Source organism: Kitasatospora sp. NPDC058170 (assembly GCF_042883905.1).
Lineage (GTDB): Bacteria > Actinomycetota > Actinomycetes > Streptomycetales > Streptomycetaceae > Kitasatospora.
The window spans coordinates 1-16,657 of record NZ_JBHVUV010000050.1 but is presented as its reverse complement, the minus strand read 5'-3'; the positions used below and the strand labels follow the sequence as shown (position 1 = coordinate 16,657).

Here is a 16,657-nt window from a genome sequence, read left to right as displayed (position 1 = left end):
TCGCTGGAGTCGCCGGGGTCAGCCGTTGGCCTGCTCGTTGCGGGCGAGCCAGCGCCGGTAGAAGGCGGTGAAGACGATCAGGATGGAGAGGAGGATCACGCCGTACGCGGCGGACTGCGCGTAGTCCCGGGGCTGCTGGCCGAAGCCGAGCCGGTAGGCCCAGGTGACCAGCAGCTGGGCGTCGGGCGCGCCGCTGGTGCCGAACAGCAGGAAGATGACGGCGAACTGGTTGAAGGTCCAGATCACGCCGAGCAGCACCACGGTCGAGGAGACGGTGCGCAGCCCGGGCAGGGTGACGTGGCGGAACCGCTGCCACGCCGTGGCGCCGTCCATCTCCGCGGCCTCGTACAGCTCGGCCGGGATCGACTGCAGACCGCCGAGCAGCGAGATCATCATGAACGGCACGCCGACCCAGGTGTTGACCAGGATCGCGGCGGCCTTCTGCGCCAACGGGTCGTCCAGCCAGCCGGGTTCGGGCAGGTGCAGGGCGGACAGGATGCCGTTGACGGCGCCCCCGTCGGCGAGCATCAGGCGCCAGGAGAAGACGGTGACGAAGGTCGGGACGGCCCAGGGCAGGATGAGCAGCATCCGGTAGACCGCGCGGCCGCGCAGCTTCTGGTTGAGCAGCAGGGCGAGGCCGAGGCCGATCGTGTAGTGCAGGCAGACGCAGAGCGCCGTCCACGCGATCGTCCAGACGAAGTGCGACCAGAAGCGGTCGTACGAGCCGGGGCCCCAGAGGATGTCGGCGTAGTTGTCGAAGCCGACGAAGTGGTAGCTGGCCGGGATCTCGTTGACGCCGATCGTGCGGGCGGCGTTGAGGCTGTTGGCATCGGTGAGGGTGAGCCAGAGACCCTCGGCGAGCGGGTACAGCACCAGGACGCCGAGGACCAGCACGACCGGCGCGATCATCGCGTAGGCGTACCAGTGCTTGGCGTACGAGCGCTTGAGGCGCTCCATCAGGCCCGGACGCGGATCGCGCTCCCGGCTGCCCTGGCCGGTGGCGCCCTGCACGGCGACTGACATTGTTCGACACCTTCTCGGGGAGGTCCGCCGCCTCGCTGCGGCGACTGCTGCTACGGGTCTGGCCGTCCGGCCCGCCGGGAGGTGGCGGCGGGCCGGACGGCCCCGGGCCGGTCCGGGGGTTCCCGCCGCGCGACGCGAACCCCGGACCGGCCCTCGTGGCCTACTTGGCGAAGCCCGGGAGGAGCTTGGCGTAGTCGGTGGCGACGGTGTTCAGGCCGTCCTGGGTGCCGGTGCCCTGGGCCACCTTGCCGAGGTTGGTCCCGAGCGAGGCGAACAGCGAGCTGTACTCGGGCAGCTCCGGGCGCGGCTTGGCGCTGGTGAGGACCGCCTGGAAGCCGGCGATGCCGGGGTCGGCCTTGACCTCGGGGGTGAAGGCGTCGGCGCGGGTCGGCAGGGTGGAGTTCTTCTGCGCGATGAACGACTGGCTCTCGGCCGAGGTCATGAAGGCGGCGAACTTCTCCGCGGCGGCCTTGTGGGCCTTGTCGGCGCCGGCGTAGACGGAGATGTTGTGGCCGCCGGTGGGGGCGCCGGCCTTGCCCGCGGAGCCGGCCGGGACGGCGGCGATGCCGAGGTTGGTCTTGTCGGCGAACGCGGAGCCCTTGTAGATGTTGGTGATCTCCCAGGGGCCCTGGATGATGGCGGCGACCTTGCCGCTGTTGAAGGCGTCCATCATGTGCGCGTAGGCGTCGGTGGTGACGTCGGCCTTGGCGGTACCCGGCGCGGTGAACATCGACTTGTAGGTCTCGACGGCCTTGACGGCCTCCGGCGAGGTGATGGTGATCTTCTTGCCGGCGGCGTCGACGGTGTCGGTGCCCTCGCCGAACAGGAACGGCATCGCGTAGTAGCCGTCGGCGGCCTTCAGCCAGAAGCCGTCCACGCCGGCCTTGTCCTTGACGGCGGCGGCGGCGGTCTTCAGCTCGTCCCAGGTCTTGGGGGCGGCGGTGATGCCGGCCTTGGTGAAGAGCTCCTTGTTGTACAGCAGGCCGAGGGTGTCGGTGACCAGCGGGACACCGTAGATCTTGCCCTCGCACTTGGCCTGCTGGATCAGGCTCGGCTGGAAGGCGGCGGAGTCCGCGGCGGCCGGGGTGCCGTCCAGCGGCTCCAGGAAGCCGGCCTTGGCGAAGGCGGCGGTCCAGCCGACCTCGGAGCGGAACACGTCCGGCGCGCCCTTGGCCCCCATGGCGGTCTGGAGCTTGTTCTGCGCCTGGTCGAACGGCACGTTGACGAAGTCGACCTTGACGTTCGGGTTGGCGGCCTCGAACTTCTTGACGAGCTCCTGGTAGTTCGGCGCCTCGTTGGTGGCGTTCGACGTGTCCCAGTAGGTGAGGGTGACCGGCCCGTCGGCCTTGCCGTCCGAGCTGGAGCCGCTGCTGCCACAGGCAGCCATCGAGACCGCGAGGGCCACAACGAGGGCAGAGGCCGCGATGCCACGCCGCATGAGAACTCCTTGGAGGGTGGGGGTGCCCGAGATGGGGGGAGACAGGCGCATAATGGCTGCCTCGTGCCGACTGCACCGTTGCGGCCGTCGGGCTCGGAAGGAAGTTAACAGCGGCGCAATCGCCACGGAAAGTCCTTGCAGCAAGTTTCTGCAAGAAATGGGGATCGTTACGCCCACGTGTCCTTGACGTTGCCGCACGGTAGTTGACAGGCGAAGGTCTTGCCACGGTTTGTCCGGTTCGCCCCGGCGCCCACCGGGGGCCGGAAATACGCTGGGTTGCGGCAAGCCTCTTGCAGCAGACTGGGCGGATGCGAATCAGAGCCGTCACGAGGGAAGAACTGCCGCTGCTGGCCGCGCTCGAACGCGCCGCCGGGGCACCGTTCGCCGCGATCGGGATGCCGGAGATCGCCGAGGACGAGCCGCCCGCCCTGCCCGAGCTGGCCCGCTACCTGGACGAGGGCACCGCGCTGGTCGCGCTGGACGACCTGGGCGCGCCCGTCGGCTACCTGCTGGCCGAGCCGGTGGACGGCGCGCTGCACATCGAGCAGGTCTCCGTCCACCCCGGCCACGCCCGCCGGCGCATCGGCCGGGCGCTGATCAACCACCTGGCGGCGGGCACCGACGCACCCGCCCTCACCCTCACCACCTTCGCCGACGTGCCCTGGAACGCCCCCTACTACGCCCGCTGCGGGTTCCGCCCGCTCTCCGACGCCGAGCTCACCCCCGGCCTGCGGGAGATCCGCCGCCAGGAGGCCGCGCACGGCCTGGACCGCTGGCCCAGGCTCTGCATGCGCAAGGAGCTCGGCTGACGCCCGGGCCGGGAGGATGCCACCGGCCCGGCCGGCACCCGGGCCCGGCCCGCGCCGAGGGCGCGGACGGCGCCGCAAGCCCGGCCGACGCCCGGGCCCGGCCCGCGCGACGCGGTCAGCTGACGCCCAGCCGCAGCACCGTGGTCGAGCGGAACTCCTCCCCCGGGCGCAGCTCGGTGCTGGGGAAGGCCGGGTGGTGCGGGGCGTCCGGGAAGTGCTGCGTCTCCAGGGCGATCCCGGAGAACGGCCCGTAGGCGACCCCGCTCGCACCGGTCACCGCGCCCTGGAAGCTGTTGGCCGTGTACACCTGTACGCCCGGCTCGGTGGTCAGCACCTCCAGGGTGCGGCCGCTGGCCGGGTCCTCCAGCAGCGCGGCGCGCACCGGGGCGCCGTCGGCCGGGCGCGGGCGCAGCACCCAGTTGTGGTCGTAGCCGCCCCGACCGGTCAGCTGCGGGTGGTCGTCGTGCACCGACTTGCCGATCGGCCTCGGCGAGGTGAAGTCGAACGGCGTGCCGGCCACCGGCTCGGTCCGCCCGTACGGGATCTGCCGCTCGTCGGTGGGGGTGTAGGCGTCGGCGTCCAGGGTGAGCAGGTGGCCCAGGATGTCGCCGGCGCCCTCCCCCGCGAGGTTGAAGTAGGCGTGGTTGGTCAGGTTGACGACGGTCGGCCTGGTGGTGACGGCGTGGTAGGCGATCGCCAGCTCGCCGGCGGCGGAGAGGGTGTAGTCGACGGTGACGTCCAGCCCGCCGGGGAAGCCCTGGTCGCCGTCCGGGCTGTGCAGCCGCAGCCGGACGCCCGCGGGCAGCGGCTCGGCCTCCCACATCCGGTGCGCGAAGCCGTCCGGGCCGCCGTGGATGGTCATCCCGCCGCCGGTGGGGGCGAGCGGGTGCTCCTCGCCGTCGAGGGTGAGCCGGCTGCCGTCGATCCGGTTGGCGTACCGGCCGACGACGGCGCCGTAGTGCCGGGCCGGGCCGAGGAGTTCGGCCAGCCGGTCGGTGGAGAGCAGGATCTGCGCCGTCCGGCCGGTGCGGTCGGGGGCGGAGAGGGTGTGCAGGGTGGCGCCGAGGGTGAGCACGCTCGCCTCGTACGGGCCCGCCTGCAGGATCCAGCGCTCGATCGCGGCGCCCGCGCCTGCGGGGTCGAGGGGTTCGTGCCGCACGCTGGTCGCCTGCGGCCCGTTCGCCGGGGGCGTCGCCATGGCCTGCTCCTCACTGGCGGCCACGGCGCGCCGCGCCCACCTCTGGTTCCGGGTTCGGTCCGGGGTCCGTCACAACGGCCCCCAGCTGTATCAGCCTAGTCAGCGGACCGGCGGGGGCGCCTGAAACGCCCCCGCGCGCCGCGGGTCACTCCCCGGCGCTCCTGCGCTGCCCCGGCGGGATGCCGAGGGCCGAGGCGAGGCCGTCCGGGCCGCTGCCCGCCTTGCGGTAGACGGCCGCCAGCCGGCGGTTGACCAGGCTGAGCTGGACGCCCAGCGCCTCGGCGATCCGCTGCGGCGGCACGCCCTCGACGGCGAGCCGGGCGACGTCCCACTCGGGCTGGCTGAGCGTCTCGCGGAAGTCGTCCAGCCGGTTGGGCCGCAGGCCGTAGTTGGCCAGCTCCCGGCGGGCCTGCTCGACCAGCCCGTCGGCGGCGCAGTGCTGGGCCAGCTCGATGCCCTGGTACAGGTACTCCTGGGCGTCCTCCAGCCGGCCGACCCGGCGCAGCGCGGCGCCGAGCTCCACCAGGGCGACGGCGTGCTCGTACCCGGCGGGCGACTGGCCAAGGTGGCGCACGGACTGCTCCAGCAGCTCCACCGCCTGCTGGCCGTCCTCGATCTGGGCGGACAGCCGCAGCGCGGTGCCGATCGCCGAGGCGGTGCCGAACTTGCGGGCGTCGCGGACGGAGCGCTGGGCGTACTCGCGGGCGCGGTCGGGCTCGTCCTCGGCGAGGGCGATGGCGAGGTGGCTGGCCCACGGCGCCCAGACGGTGTTGTGCCAGCCCCGGGCGTCGAGCTGGGCGCCGGCCTCGGTGAGCGCGGCGGCGGCTCCGGCGGGCCGGCCCACGGCGAGCAGCAGCTTGCCGTAGAGCGAGGGCGCGTCGGGCAGCACCATCGCGGTGGCGTGGTACGGCGGGTTGAAGCCGAAGCCGATCGCGAGGTCCCAGGCCTCGTCGACGCGGCCGCGGGCGAGCAGGGTGTCGACCAGGACGCCGACGGCGTCCCAGGCGAGCGGCAGCTTGGAGCCGATCCGCTCGGACAGCCGCAGCGAGCGCCGCAGGAAGTCCTCGGCCTCGGCGAGCAGTCCGCGGCGGAAGCGCGCCAGGCCCATCAGGAAGTAGGCGAAGCCCCGGTGGGCGCCGCTCCACCCGGCGACCTCGAACTGGATGATGGCGTCGCCGAACAGCCGCTCGGCCTGGGCGATGCGGTCGTTGTAGGTGTAGGCCAGACCGAGCGTGCCGGGCAGTTCGAAGCCCCAGGTGCTGTCGGTCCAGCCGAGGCCCTTGGGCAGCCGGCCGTGGTCGAGGACCTCGTCCGCGTGCCGCAGCGCCTCGGCGGAGGCCTCGCCGCGCAGGGTGAGGTCCCAGGCGCGCATCGCGAGGACGGCCCGGTCGGCGGCGTCGCGGCCGGTGAGGCTCGCGCTGAGCTCGCCCAGCCGCCGGGAGCGGCCCGGCCCGTCCTCCTCGGACTTGCGGTACGCGTGCCACATGAACGACGCGGCCTGCAGACGGAGCTTGCCCGCCGGGTCGCCGACGGTCTTCTCGGCCTCGTCCTGGCAGACCAGGGCGGCCTGGCCGAGTTCGCCGCTGTGGGCGAGCACCTCGGAGAGCCGGAAGGTCGCGTCCACCCGCAGCTCGGGGCGCAGCGGCCCCTCCTCGGGGTCGAGCGCGAGCCGCAGCTGGTTGACGGTGGCGACCGGGTCGGTGAGCAGGGCGGAGCAGCCCAGCTCGTACAGCACCTCGGCGCGGATCTCGTCGGCGGGCGGTTCGGCGAGGGCGCGGTTGAGGCAGCGCTGGGCGGCCTCGGGCGCGCCGATCAGCTGGTGCTCGCCGGCCGCCCGGCGGAGCTTGCGGACGGTGCGGTCGTCGCCCTCGCCGGGGATGGTCTCCACCAGGTGCCGGGAGGCGGCGAGCAGGCCGAGTCCGGCGTTCTCGATCTCGGCGGCGGCGACCCCGTGCATGGCCGTCCGCGCGGAGTCCGGCATGGTGTTGTAGATGGAGCTGCCGATCAGCGGGTGGACGAACTCCAGGTTCCCGTTGGGGGTCACGGTGAGGACCCGCTGCTTGCGCAGCTGCTTGATGGACTCGCGGGAGCCCTCGGTGGTCTGGGTGGAGATCCGGGCGGCGAGGTCGGCCCGGATGTCGGTGCCCAGCATCGCGGCGGCCCAGGCGAACCGCAGGGTGGTGGCGCCGAGCCGGTCCAGCCAGCCCTTGAGGGTCATCCCGGTGGCGTCGACGGCGAGCTCGCGCAGCTGGACGGAGTTCTCCTCGACCGGGTCGAGGTCCTGCTCGCGGACCTGCTCCAGCAGGGCGGTGACCTCGTAGGGGTTGCCGTTGACGACGTTCCAGAACTCGTAGCAGAAGGCCTCCTCCGCCGTGTCGCCGAGCTCGGCCCGGATCATGTCGGTGACGGAGACCAGCGTGAGCCGGTTGAGCTCGTGCTTGCGGGTCGCCAGCTTGGCGATCTCCTTCTGCCGCTTCTGGGCCTCGTTGTCCCAGTCCGCCTCGTCGTCGCGGTAGGCGAAGACCAGCAGGACGGGCAGCTCCATGGCGCGCAGCGCGAACTGGGTGAGCCAGCTGAGCGATTCGAGGTCGGCCCAGTGCAGGTCGTCGACGATCATGACGAGCGGGGCGCGGCGCGGGGCGAGCTGGGTGAGGACGTAGTCGAGGCCGTCGCGGACGCCCTGCGGGTCGAGGCGGCGGGCGCCGGCCTTCGGCTGCTTGAGGCCCATGGCCGGGCCGACGACCTCTTCCCAGGTGCCCATCACCTGCTTGAGCTCGTCGGCGGCCAGACTGCCGAGGACGGGCTGGAGCAGCTGGCGCAGGACGTGGTAGGGCTCGTTGAACTGCCGTTCGCCGCCGCGGGCGAACAGGACGGTGGCGTTGGGGCGGAGCTTGGCGATCCGGCGGACCTCGTGCAGCAGGCTGGTCTTGCCGATACCCGGCCGGCCGGAGAAGGTGAGCAGCTCGCCGATCTCGGTGCCGCCGGCGGCGAACTCGCGGCAGAGCTTGTCCACCGCCGTCTCCGCGGAGCGGATTTCCGAGTCACGGTCGCGCAGCCTGATCCGGGGTGACACGGCGTCACCTGACCGGCCGACGCCGGAGCCGCCCGCTGCCCGAAGTTCGTGTCCCTGCTCGGTCACCGTCGCGCCTCCGCCTCGCCGTACCCTGCTCGTGCAGCCGAGATTAGCGTCGGCGGAGCGGCGTCGTGCGGCATTCGCCCAGGCTGTGGCCGAGTTTGAGGGTTCGGACGCCTTGCCGGGGGCAATTGCCCTATATCCCTAACGTCGGATCATTGCATCAGATACTCTACGGCCCGCGAGGCAGAGTTGATCTTGCCATGCCCGCGCCCGCCTGTCGAGCTACCGCACCAACTCCCCCGCGATCAGTCCTCGAACCGCCAGCGCCCCCACTCCTCCGCAGCACCGGGAGTCCGATGTCTGACGACACCTCACTTCAGATCCCGTTCCCGCACCGCCGCAACTCCCATGGCCCGCACGCCACCGTGCTCCACCGCGACTGGCTGACGCGCCACCCCCTGCTCGCCGATCCCGGCCACCCCTCCTACGCGCACTGGGAGGTGGTGGAGCTCGCCGCGCTCGGCTACCCCGACGCCGGACCGGACGAACTCGCCCTGGCCGCGGACCTGATGGGCTTCTACTTCCTCTTCGACGACCAGTTCGACGGCCCTCTGGGCCGCCGCCCCGCCGAGGTGGCCCCGATCTGCGAGCGGCTGATCGCCGTCCTGCACGGCGCCCACCCCGACACCGGCTCGCCGGCGGAGACGGCCTTCGCGGACCTCTGGGAGCGCAGCGTGCGCGGCATGCCCGCCCGCTGGCAGTCCCGCGCCGCCTACAACTGGGAGTGGTACCTGGCCAGTCACCCGGCCGAGGCGGCCGGGCGGATCTCCAAGCGCCCGCCGGACCGCGAGGGGTACCTGGTGCTCAGACGCGGCACCGCCGCCATGGAGACGATCTTCGACATGGTGGAACGCCTCGGCCGCTTCGAGGTCCCCGCCGCCGTCCTCCACCACCCGGTCCTCCGCCAGCTGCGCCAACTCGCCGCCGACATCCCCTCCTTGAGCAACGACGTCCGGTCCTTCCCGCTGGAGGCCCCGCGCGGCGACGTCAACAACCTGGTGATGATCGTGCAGCGCGAACGCCACTGCTCGGCCGAGGAGGCCTGCGCGGTGGTGACGGCCGAGGCCCAGCTGATGGTCGAGCGCTGCCAGCACCTCTACACCCAACTGCCCGACGTCTACCGGGAGCTGGGCCTCGCCCGGGTGGAGCGGATCATCGCGCAGCGGTACGCGGACGGGCTGCTGACCTGGCTGGCCGGCTACCTGAGCTGGGAGTCGCGGACCGGGCGCTACCAGACGGCCTGACCGGGGCGCCCAGGGCGGGACGCCGCGGCCCGCGGGCGGCCGGGCGCCCGGTCGGTCAGGGTGGCCGGAACTCGCCACCCTCCGTGGGCGCCGGTCGCACGGACCGTAGCCGTGGCCGCCGTCCCGGGCTAGGGTGCTCGACGGCGGACGGCCCCCGGGAGGCGCCCGAACCCCGCCCGCGCCTGCGCATGCCGCGGTGCGTCCGGCCACGGGCCCGCTCACCGGCCCGGCCGCGTCGCCCCCGAACCCGCTCTCCGCCGCCGTACCCGCGCTGTACCCGTGTCCGCCGCTGTACCCGTATCCGCACCCGTACCCGTGTCCGCTGCTGTGCCCGCTTCTGCGTTCGACCCTCCGCCGGGCCGCCCGGTTCGCGGCCCGGCGCACCACCCCCGCCCGCGCGCCGGGGTGGTGCCCCCCGACGTCGCGAGGAGACACCCGAGCATGACGGTCTACCAGCCCCCGGGACACCCCGGAAGCATCGTCGCCTACCGCACCCGCTACGAGCACTGGATCGGCGGCGAGTGGCGCCCGCCGGTCCGCGGCGAGTACTTCGAGAACCCCAGCCCGGTCACCGGCGAGGTCTTCACCGAGATCGCCCGCGGCACCGCCGAGGACATCGAGGCCGCACTCGACGCCGCCCACGCCGCCGCCCCCGCCTGGGGCCGCACCCCGCCCGCCGAACGCGCCCAGGTGCTGCTGCGGATCGCCGACCGGATGGCCGACCACCTGGAGGAACTGGCCGTCGCGGAGAGCTGGGAGAACGGCAAGCCGGTGCGCGAGACGCTGGCCGCCGACATCCCGCTGGCCGTCGACCACCTGCGCTACTTCGCCGGCGCGCTGCGGGCCCAGGAGGGCGGCCTCTCCCAGCTGGACGAGGACACCGTCGCGTACCACTTCCACGAGCCGCTGGGCGTGGTCGGCCAGATCATCCCGTGGAACTTCCCGATCCTGATGGCGGTCTGGAAGCTCGCCCCGGCGCTGGCGGCCGGCAACGCGGTGGTGCTCAAGCCCGCCGAGCAGACCCCGGCGTCCGTCCTGCTGCTGGTCGAGCTGACCGCCGACCTGCTGCCGCCCGGCGTGCTCAACGTGGTCAACGGCTACGGCCTGGAGGCCGGCCGCCCGCTGGCCTCCAGCAGCCGGATCCGCAAGATCGCCTTCACCGGCGAGACCACCACCGGCCGGCTGATCTCCCAGTACGCCAGCGGCAACCTGATCCCGGTCTCGCTGGAGCTCGGCGGCAAGAGCCCCAACCTGTTCTTCGCCGACGTCGCCGCCGAACAGGACGCCTTCTACGACAAGGCGCTGGAGGGCTTCGCGATGTTCGCCCTCAACCAGGGCGAGGTGTGCACCTGTCCGAGTCGGGCGCTGATCCAGTCCTCGGTCTACGACCGGCTGCTCGCCGACGGGCTGGAGCGGGTCCGGGCGATGCGCCAGGGCGACCCGCTGGACACCCGGACCCAGGTCGGCGCCCAGGCCAGCGACGAGCAGCTGAAGAAGATCCTCTCCTACCTGGAGATCGGCCAGGCCGAGGGCGCCAAGGTGCTGGCCGGAGGCGAGCGCGCCGACCTCGGCGGGGCGCTCGCCGGCGGCTACTACGTGACGCCCACCGTCTTCGAGGGCGTCAACTCCATGCGGATCTTCCAGGAGGAGATCTTCGGCCCGGTGCTCGCCGTCACCCGCTTCGACGGTTTCGACGACGCGATCGAACTCGCCAACGACACCCCGTACGGGCTCGGCGCCGGCGTCTGGTCCCGGGACGGCAACACCGCCTACCGCGCCGGGCGGGCCATCCAGGCCGGCCGGGTCTGGACGAACTGCTACCACGCGTACCCCGCCCACGCGGCTTTCGGCGGGTACAAGAACTCCGGCATCGGCCGGGAGAACCACAAGGCGGTGCTGGAGCACTACCAGCAGACCAAGAACCTGCTGGTGAGCTACTCGCCGGACGCCGTCGGGTTCTTCTAGGACGCCACCGGCGGCCCGCGGCGACGACCGGGCCCGGACACACGGAGTGGGAAGTCGGACCAGCCGACTTCCCACTCCGCAACCACTCCCCGTGGTCCGCGGTCCGGCGCCCTCACGAGCGCCGGTCCGCGGTTCTCCCGCACTCACCCCCCGAGCAGCCGCGCCTTCGCCGTCGCGAACTCCTCGGAGGTGAGCAGGCCCTGTGCGGCCCCGACGGGGACGGTCCGCTGCGGGAACGCCGGAACGAGCAGTTCGGCCGGACCCGTGCAGGACTCCCCTCGGGGCGCAAATCACCCATATCGGGATCTAAGCACATCAATCTCGGAAATCCTCGACGCGCCGCCGACATTCCCGGACACGCCCGGCGGACGCAATAAACAGGAGGTCCACACCCGTACCCCGCCCCTGGGAGGCACCCGTGACCATCGCCACCGCCAAGCTCTCCGACCCGACCGTGCGCGCCGCCGTCGCCGCCATCAACGCGGGCGACCGGAGCGCCTTCGTGGCCCTGCTCACCGAGGGCGCCACGATGTCGGACGACGGCTCGGACCGCGACCTGAACGAGTGGATCGACCGCGAGATCTTCACCAGCCGCGGTCACATCGACGTCCAGAGCGAATCGGACCACGGGCGCGCGCTGGTCGCCAACTACAGCAACGAGACCTGGGGCGAGATGCGCACCGCCTGGCGCTTCGTGGTCGAGAACGGCCGGATCAGCCGCTTCGAGACCGGCCAGGCCTGAGCCCACCCGGGCTCGGGTAGGCCACCCGGGCTCGGGTCGAGAGCCCGGGCAGGCGGTCTCAGCCGGCCGCGCCGAGGCACTCCCGCACCGCGCGGATCAGCGTGCGGGAGCGGATGTCACCCGTCACCCCGGGCTGCATGCCGTTGGTGACATAGCCGAAGCCGAGCCCGAGGTCCGGGTCGGCGAAGCCCAGCGAGCCGCCCCGCCCCGGGTGGCCGAAGCTCGCCGGCGAGGCCATCAGGGCGGTCGGGCCGTGCCGGAAGAAGCCCAGGCCGAAGGTGGAGTTGACGATCAGCACCCGGTCCGGCCCGCTGACCACCGGCCCGACCGCCCGCGTCAGCACCGGCGCGCCCAGCAGGGGCGGCAGCAGCTCGCCCGCCGCGCCGCCGTGCCGGTCGGCCGTGCCGATCAGCGCGGCGTAGAAGCGGGCGAGCGAGCGCGCGGTGCCGATGCCGCCGGCGCCGGGGATCTCGGCGGCCTGCACGGCCGGGTCGTTGAGGTCCACCCCGGGCCGCACCGAGGCGAAGGCGCGGGCGGTCAGCGAGGACGGATCCTGGTACGCGTCCCGCACCGCCTGCTTGGGGCGCAGCCGCAGTCCGCTGGGCCCGGTCCGGGCGGCCTCCGGCGCGGGCAGGTCGACCAGCCGCCCGACCCGGGGCGCCGCGCCGGCGGGCAGCCCGATCCACAGGTCGAGGCCGAGCGGACGGGCGATCTCCTCGGCGAAGTACTGGCCGACGGTCCGTCCGCTGACCCGCCGGACCACCTCGCCGACCAGCCAGCCGAAGGTGTACGGGTGGTAGCCGTGCGCCGTGCCGGGCTCCCAGGCGGGCGCCTGGGCGGCCACCGCGGCGGCCGCCCGCTCCCAGGTGAGCACGTCCTCCAGGCGCAGCGGCACGTCCAGCGCGGGCACCCCGGCCTGGTGCGAGAGCAGCCAGCGCACCGGCACCCGCTCCTTGCCGGCCGCCTTGAACTCCGGCCAGTACGAGGCGACCGGGGCGTCGAGGTCGAGTCGGCCGCGTTCGGCGAGCAGCAGCGCGGTGGTGGCGGTCAGGCCCTTGGTCACCGAGCGCAGCACCTGCGCGGTGTCCGCCGTCCACGGCACGGCCGGCGCCGGCCGCCCGCCGACCTCGGGCCGGGCGTCGCCGCCCCACAGGTCGACCACCTTGCGGCCGCGCACGTACAGCGCGAAGGCCGCGCCCAGCTCCCCGTGCACGTCGAAGTTGCGTGCGAAGGCCTCCCGGACCGGCTCGAAGCCCTCGGCCGTCTCGCCCCAGATCTCCACCACCATGCGCCGTCCTCACCCTGTCCGTGTCCGCCGACCGACCCGAAACCCTAACCTGTGGGTCATGACCGATCCTGCCGAAGAGCTGTTGGACGTCGTCGACGAGCACGACCGGGTGACCGGGACGGCGCTGCGCGGGGAGGTGTACCGGCAGGGCCTGACCCACCGCTGCGTCTTCATCCTGGTCCGCGACCCGGCCGGACGCATCTTCGTGCACCGGCGCACCGACACCAAGCTGTTCGCCCCCGGCGCGTACGACATGTTCGTCGGCGGCGTGGTCGGCTCCGGCGAGACGTACGCGAGCGCGGCCGTCCGGGAGGCCGAGGAGGAGCTGGGGGTCAGCGGGATCGAGCCGCGACCGCTGTTCAAGTTCCTGTACCGCGAGGACCACCTCTCCTGGTGGTGCGACATGTACGAGGCCGAGTGGGCCGGCCCGGTCGCCCCGCAGGAGTCGGAGGTGGCCTGGCACGCCTGGCTGACCCCGCAGGAGCTGGCGCAGCGGATGGCCCGCGACGAGTTCGTCCCGGACGGCCTGGAGGCCTACCGCCGCTACCGGGAGCTCCACTCCTCCTAGTGCCGCGTCAGGCAACCTTCGCCCCGTCGCGACGCCCGCCACCGCCACGCGATCCTCCCCGGCGCGTCGGACCGGCCGGATAGGGTGGCGACCATGGCTTCCCGTAGGCCGTCGGCACCGCCGACCGCCGCATCCTCGTCCACGCCCGCGCCCGCCGCCGGCGACCGCCCGCGTCGGCGGCTCAGCGTGGACGAGCGGCGCGAGCAGTTGATCGCCGTCGCGCTGGAGCTGTTCAGCCGCCGCCCGCCGGAGGAGGTGTCGATCGACGACATCGCCGCCGCCGCCGGCGCCTCCCGCCCGCTGGTCTACCACTACTTCCCCGGCAAGCAGGCGCTGTACGAGGAGTCGTTGCGCAGGGCCGGGCGGGAGCTGGCCGGCCGGTTCGAGGAGCCGCTGGACGGCCCGCTCTCGGAGCGGCTGTACCGGGTGATGGGCCGCTACCTGGACTTCGTGCAGAGCCACGGCCCGGGCTTCGCGGCGCTGCTGCGCGGCGGCTCGGTGGCGGCCAGTGCGGGCACCTCGGCGGTGATCGACGAGGTCCGGCAGGCCGCGCACGACCAGATCCTGACCCACCTGGCGGTCCCGAAGGCCAGCCCGGCCCTGCGGCTGACCGTCCGGGCCTGGATCGCCAACGCCGAGATCACCTCGCTGGAGTGGCTCGCCGAGCGCTCGGTGCCGCTGGAGGAGCTGCAGCTGCACCTGGTCCAGGAGTTCGTGGCCGCGCTGGCCCTCACCGCGGCCCGCGAGCCCGCGCTGGCCGTCGAGCTCTCCGGCTTCCTCGCCGGGGAGCACCCGGACGGCCCGACCGGCCGGCTGGTGCGCGACCTCGCCGGGCTGTTCGCCGTCCCCGGCATCGCCGAGGCCGTGACCGCGCTGGCCGCGGAACCCTCACCGCAGGCCTGACCTCCCCTCACCGGACCTCCACCGGGCACCCGCTGCCCCCTCGCCGACCCGGTGGCCGGTTCTGCCGTGGCAGCGGCCTCTGATAGGAATGTGCACGGATCTGACGGGACGCCGACGGCTCGGCGCCGCCCGCATCCCCAGGACCACCGAACACACACGCAGCAAGAGCGGGGGGCTCATCAGTTGACCCAGGACGGCCAGTTCAGCACGGAGGCCGTGGACGCCGGCCCCTTCACGGCGGCGGAGCGGGTCTCCGCGACGCTCGGCACCCTCACCGACGCGCTCTTCGACGAGCGCACCTCGCGCCACCCGGCGGCCTCGCTGACCGCGCTGCGCGCGACCTCGCACCCGGCCGCCGAGTCCTTGCTCGGCCTGCCGCTGGCGCCCAACGGCCCGGTCCACGCGGCCGTCGCGCGGCTCGGCACCGTGGTCACCGCCGGCACGGCCCGCCCGGGCAGCGGCGCCCGGGTGTCCGGCCTGGCCACCACCGCCCTGCTCGCCCGGTACGGCGGCGACGCGGTACGCGGCACGACGCCCGGGCAGGGCAGCCCCACGGCGGCGCAGTTCGGACTGCCGGTGACCGGCGAGATCGCCGACCCCAAGCTCCGGCCGCCCTTCACCGCCGCACTGGCCGCACTCGCCTCCGGGCAGCAGACCCGGCAGCCGATCGAGCTGGCCACCGGCTCCGGCGCCGAGGTCCGCCTGGTGGTCCCGCCCGGATTCCACGCGCTGACCTCGCCCGGCGGCCCGGCCGGCGTCTCGGCCCGGACGGTCCCGACCGGACCGATCACCGGTGCCGGTACGGATCCGGCCACCGGCGCGGCCGCCGCCGAGCTGACGGCCCATCTGGCCGAGCTCGCCGAGGAGCTGTTCAGCGGGACGGGCCCGGCGCCGCGGCGCGACCTCGCGGTGATCGCCGCCGCCCTGGCCGACGTCATCACCGACGCGGGCGTGGTCTACGCGGGCGTGTCCGCGCTGGAGGTGGACGGCCGGGCGGCCGACGCCACCCTGGTGGTCTCGCTCGCCCGGCACCCACTGCCGGTCACCGGCCTCGCCACCGAACTGGCCACCCTGCGCCGGCACGCGGAGGTGTGGACGGTGCTGCTGCCGGCCGGCCCGGCCAACGTCCTGGTCGAGGGCCGCAGCGTCCCGGTGCCGGGCCCGCTGGCCGCCGACGGGCTGCGCCGCTGGGTGGTCACCTCGGTCGTGGAGGCCTTCGTGCCGCTGCCGGACGGCGTCTCGGTGCTCTGCGTCCAGCTGTCCACCGCGCAGCCGCAGGACTGGGAGCTGTACACCGAGGTCTTCGCGGAGCTGCTGAAGAGCGTGCAGTTCGGCTGGGACGGCGTCGCCGGGAAGCTCCCGGAGCCGTTCGCGGCGCCCGTCGCCGCTCCCGCGCCCGCTCCCGTTCCCGTTTCCGCCCCTGTTGCCGCCCCGGCGCCCGTGCCGGTAGCGGTCGCGACCCCGCCGCACGGCATCCCCGCCGAGGCCCCCGCCCCGGCGGTCGCGCCCGTACCCGTACCGACCGTCGCCACCGCGCCGCCCGTCGCCCCGGCCGAGCCCGTGCTCTCCGTGGCAGCTGCCGCCCCCGTCGCGGCCGAGCCGGAGCAGCCGGTGCGCAAGGGCACCCCGGTCCGCATCCCGCCGGCCGACTTCAACCCCTTCGCCCCGATCGCCGACACCCCGCCGGCCGGGCCCGCCGAGCCGGAGGAGGACGAGGACCGCCGCCCGAAGGGCACCCCGGTGACGGTCCCGCCGCCGGACTTCAACCCCTTCGCCCCGCAGCCCCCGACGCTCACCGACACCACCGTGCCGGAGGAGGACGAGGACCGCCGGCCCAAGGGCACCCCGGTGACGGTCCCGCCGCCGGACTTCAACCCCTTCGCCCCGCAGGCCCTCCCCACCCTGACGGAGACCGCCGCCCCGGCCGCCACCGCCGTCCAGGCCGCCGACCCGTTCGGCACGGTGATGGCCGGCCAGGCGGTCGACCCCTTCGGCACCACCATCCCGCAGCAGTCCGCGCCCGTCCCGCCGCCGCCCAGCGCGCCGCCGGCCGTCCCCGCCCCGACCGTCCCGGTTCCGCGCCCCGCGGCCGAGGACGAGCCGGACGACGCGGACGACCCGGACCGCAAGCCCAAGGGCACCCCGGTGATGGTCCCGCCGCCGGACTTCAATCCCTTCGCCCCGCAGGCCCTGCCGACCGCGGCCGAGCCCGAGCCGGCCCCGACCGCCGCACCCGAGACCAGCCCGTTCGGCTAGTGCCGCGTCAGGCAACTTTTGCCCGTCAAGGAGCGGCGTCCGGTGCGTGCTATCGGCGTGCCGGCCGGAAGTCCTCGTACTGGACGT

12 protein-coding genes are annotated in these 16,657 nt (G+C 73.9%); 7 read left to right on the top strand and 5 right to left on the bottom strand.

Going from position 1 to position 16,657, the window contains the following annotated elements; translation table 11 throughout:
• Positions 1-18: 18 nt before the first annotated feature.
• Together ACFVVX_RS35630 and ACFVVX_RS35625 are read right to left on the bottom strand one after the other, a co-directional pair.
• Positions 19-1,023 (bottom strand): carbohydrate ABC transporter permease, encoded by a 1,005-nt coding sequence (locus ACFVVX_RS35630; RefSeq protein ID WP_387952004.1) that lies wholly within the window; start codon positions 1,021-1,023, stop codon positions 19-21.
• Between the two features lie 160 nt (positions 1,024-1,183).
• Positions 1,184-2,461 (bottom strand): extracellular solute-binding protein, encoded by a 1,278-nt coding sequence (locus ACFVVX_RS35625; RefSeq protein WP_387952002.1) that lies wholly within the window; start codon positions 2,459-2,461, stop codon positions 1,184-1,186.
• A 308-nt stretch (positions 2,462-2,769) separates the two neighbouring features.
• Between ACFVVX_RS35625 and ACFVVX_RS35620 the strand changes: the two genes are divergently transcribed.
• Complete coding sequence (locus tag ACFVVX_RS35620) at positions 2,770-3,270, top strand: GNAT family N-acetyltransferase (RefSeq protein ID WP_387952000.1); 501 nt, start codon at positions 2,770-2,772, stop codon at positions 3,268-3,270.
• Between the two features lie 115 nt (positions 3,271-3,385).
• On the opposite strand, the gene ACFVVX_RS35615 is transcribed toward ACFVVX_RS35620, so the two are convergent.
• Together ACFVVX_RS35615 and ACFVVX_RS35610 are read right to left on the bottom strand one after the other, a co-directional pair.
• Positions 3,386-4,468, bottom strand: coding sequence for an aldose epimerase family protein (locus tag ACFVVX_RS35615; RefSeq protein ID WP_387951998.1), 1,083 nt, complete (start codon positions 4,466-4,468; stop codon positions 3,386-3,388).
• Between the two features lie 145 nt (positions 4,469-4,613).
• Positions 4,614-7,541 carry an ATP-binding protein gene (locus ACFVVX_RS35610; protein ID WP_387951996.1) on the bottom strand — a complete coding sequence of 976 codons (2,928 nt, stop codon included), beginning with the start codon at positions 7,539-7,541 and terminating at the stop codon, positions 4,614-4,616.
• A 359-nt stretch (positions 7,542-7,900) separates the two neighbouring features.
• Here ACFVVX_RS35610 and ACFVVX_RS35605 point away from each other — a divergent pair, with 359 nt between their 5' ends.
• From ACFVVX_RS35605 to ACFVVX_RS35595, 3 genes are all read left to right on the top strand, one after another.
• Positions 7,901-8,848: a terpene cyclase gene (locus ACFVVX_RS35605; protein ID WP_387951994.1), complete on the top strand. Its 948-nt coding sequence runs from the start codon at positions 7,901-7,903 to the stop codon at positions 8,846-8,848.
• A gap of 441 nt (positions 8,849-9,289) precedes the next feature.
• Complete coding sequence (locus ACFVVX_RS35600) at positions 9,290-10,813, top strand: aldehyde dehydrogenase family protein (RefSeq protein WP_387951992.1); 1,524 nt, start codon at positions 9,290-9,292, stop codon at positions 10,811-10,813.
• 418 nt (positions 10,814-11,231) lie between these two features.
• Positions 11,232-11,555: a nuclear transport factor 2 family protein gene (locus ACFVVX_RS35595; RefSeq protein WP_387951990.1), complete on the top strand. Its 324-nt coding sequence runs from the start codon at positions 11,232-11,234 to the stop codon at positions 11,553-11,555.
• A gap of 58 nt (positions 11,556-11,613) precedes the next feature.
• Here the strand turns inward: ACFVVX_RS35595 and ACFVVX_RS35590 are convergent, their stop codons facing one another.
• Positions 11,614-12,843 (bottom strand): serine hydrolase domain-containing protein, encoded by a 1,230-nt coding sequence (locus tag ACFVVX_RS35590; protein WP_387951988.1) that lies wholly within the window; start codon positions 12,841-12,843, stop codon positions 11,614-11,616.
• Positions 12,844-12,901: 58 nt separating this feature from the next.
• On the opposite strand from ACFVVX_RS35590, the gene ACFVVX_RS35585 reads away from it, so the two are divergent.
• The 3 genes from ACFVVX_RS35585 to ACFVVX_RS35575 all read left to right on the top strand — a co-directional run bounded on the left by ACFVVX_RS35585 (position 12,902) and on the right by ACFVVX_RS35575 (position 16,570).
• Positions 12,902-13,411, top strand: a complete 510-nt coding sequence (locus ACFVVX_RS35585; RefSeq protein WP_387951986.1) for an NUDIX hydrolase — start codon at positions 12,902-12,904, stop codon at positions 13,409-13,411.
• 93 nt (positions 13,412-13,504) lie between these two features.
• The gene (locus ACFVVX_RS35580) at positions 13,505-14,314 is read left to right on the top strand and encodes a TetR/AcrR family transcriptional regulator (RefSeq protein WP_387951984.1); all 810 of its coding nucleotides are present in this window, start codon (positions 13,505-13,507) and stop codon (positions 14,312-14,314) included.
• A 183-nt stretch (positions 14,315-14,497) separates the two neighbouring features.
• Positions 14,498-16,570: a hypothetical protein gene (locus ACFVVX_RS35575; protein ID WP_387951982.1), complete on the top strand. Its 2,073-nt coding sequence runs from the start codon at positions 14,498-14,500 to the stop codon at positions 16,568-16,570.
• Positions 16,571-16,657: the final 87 nt, after the last annotated feature.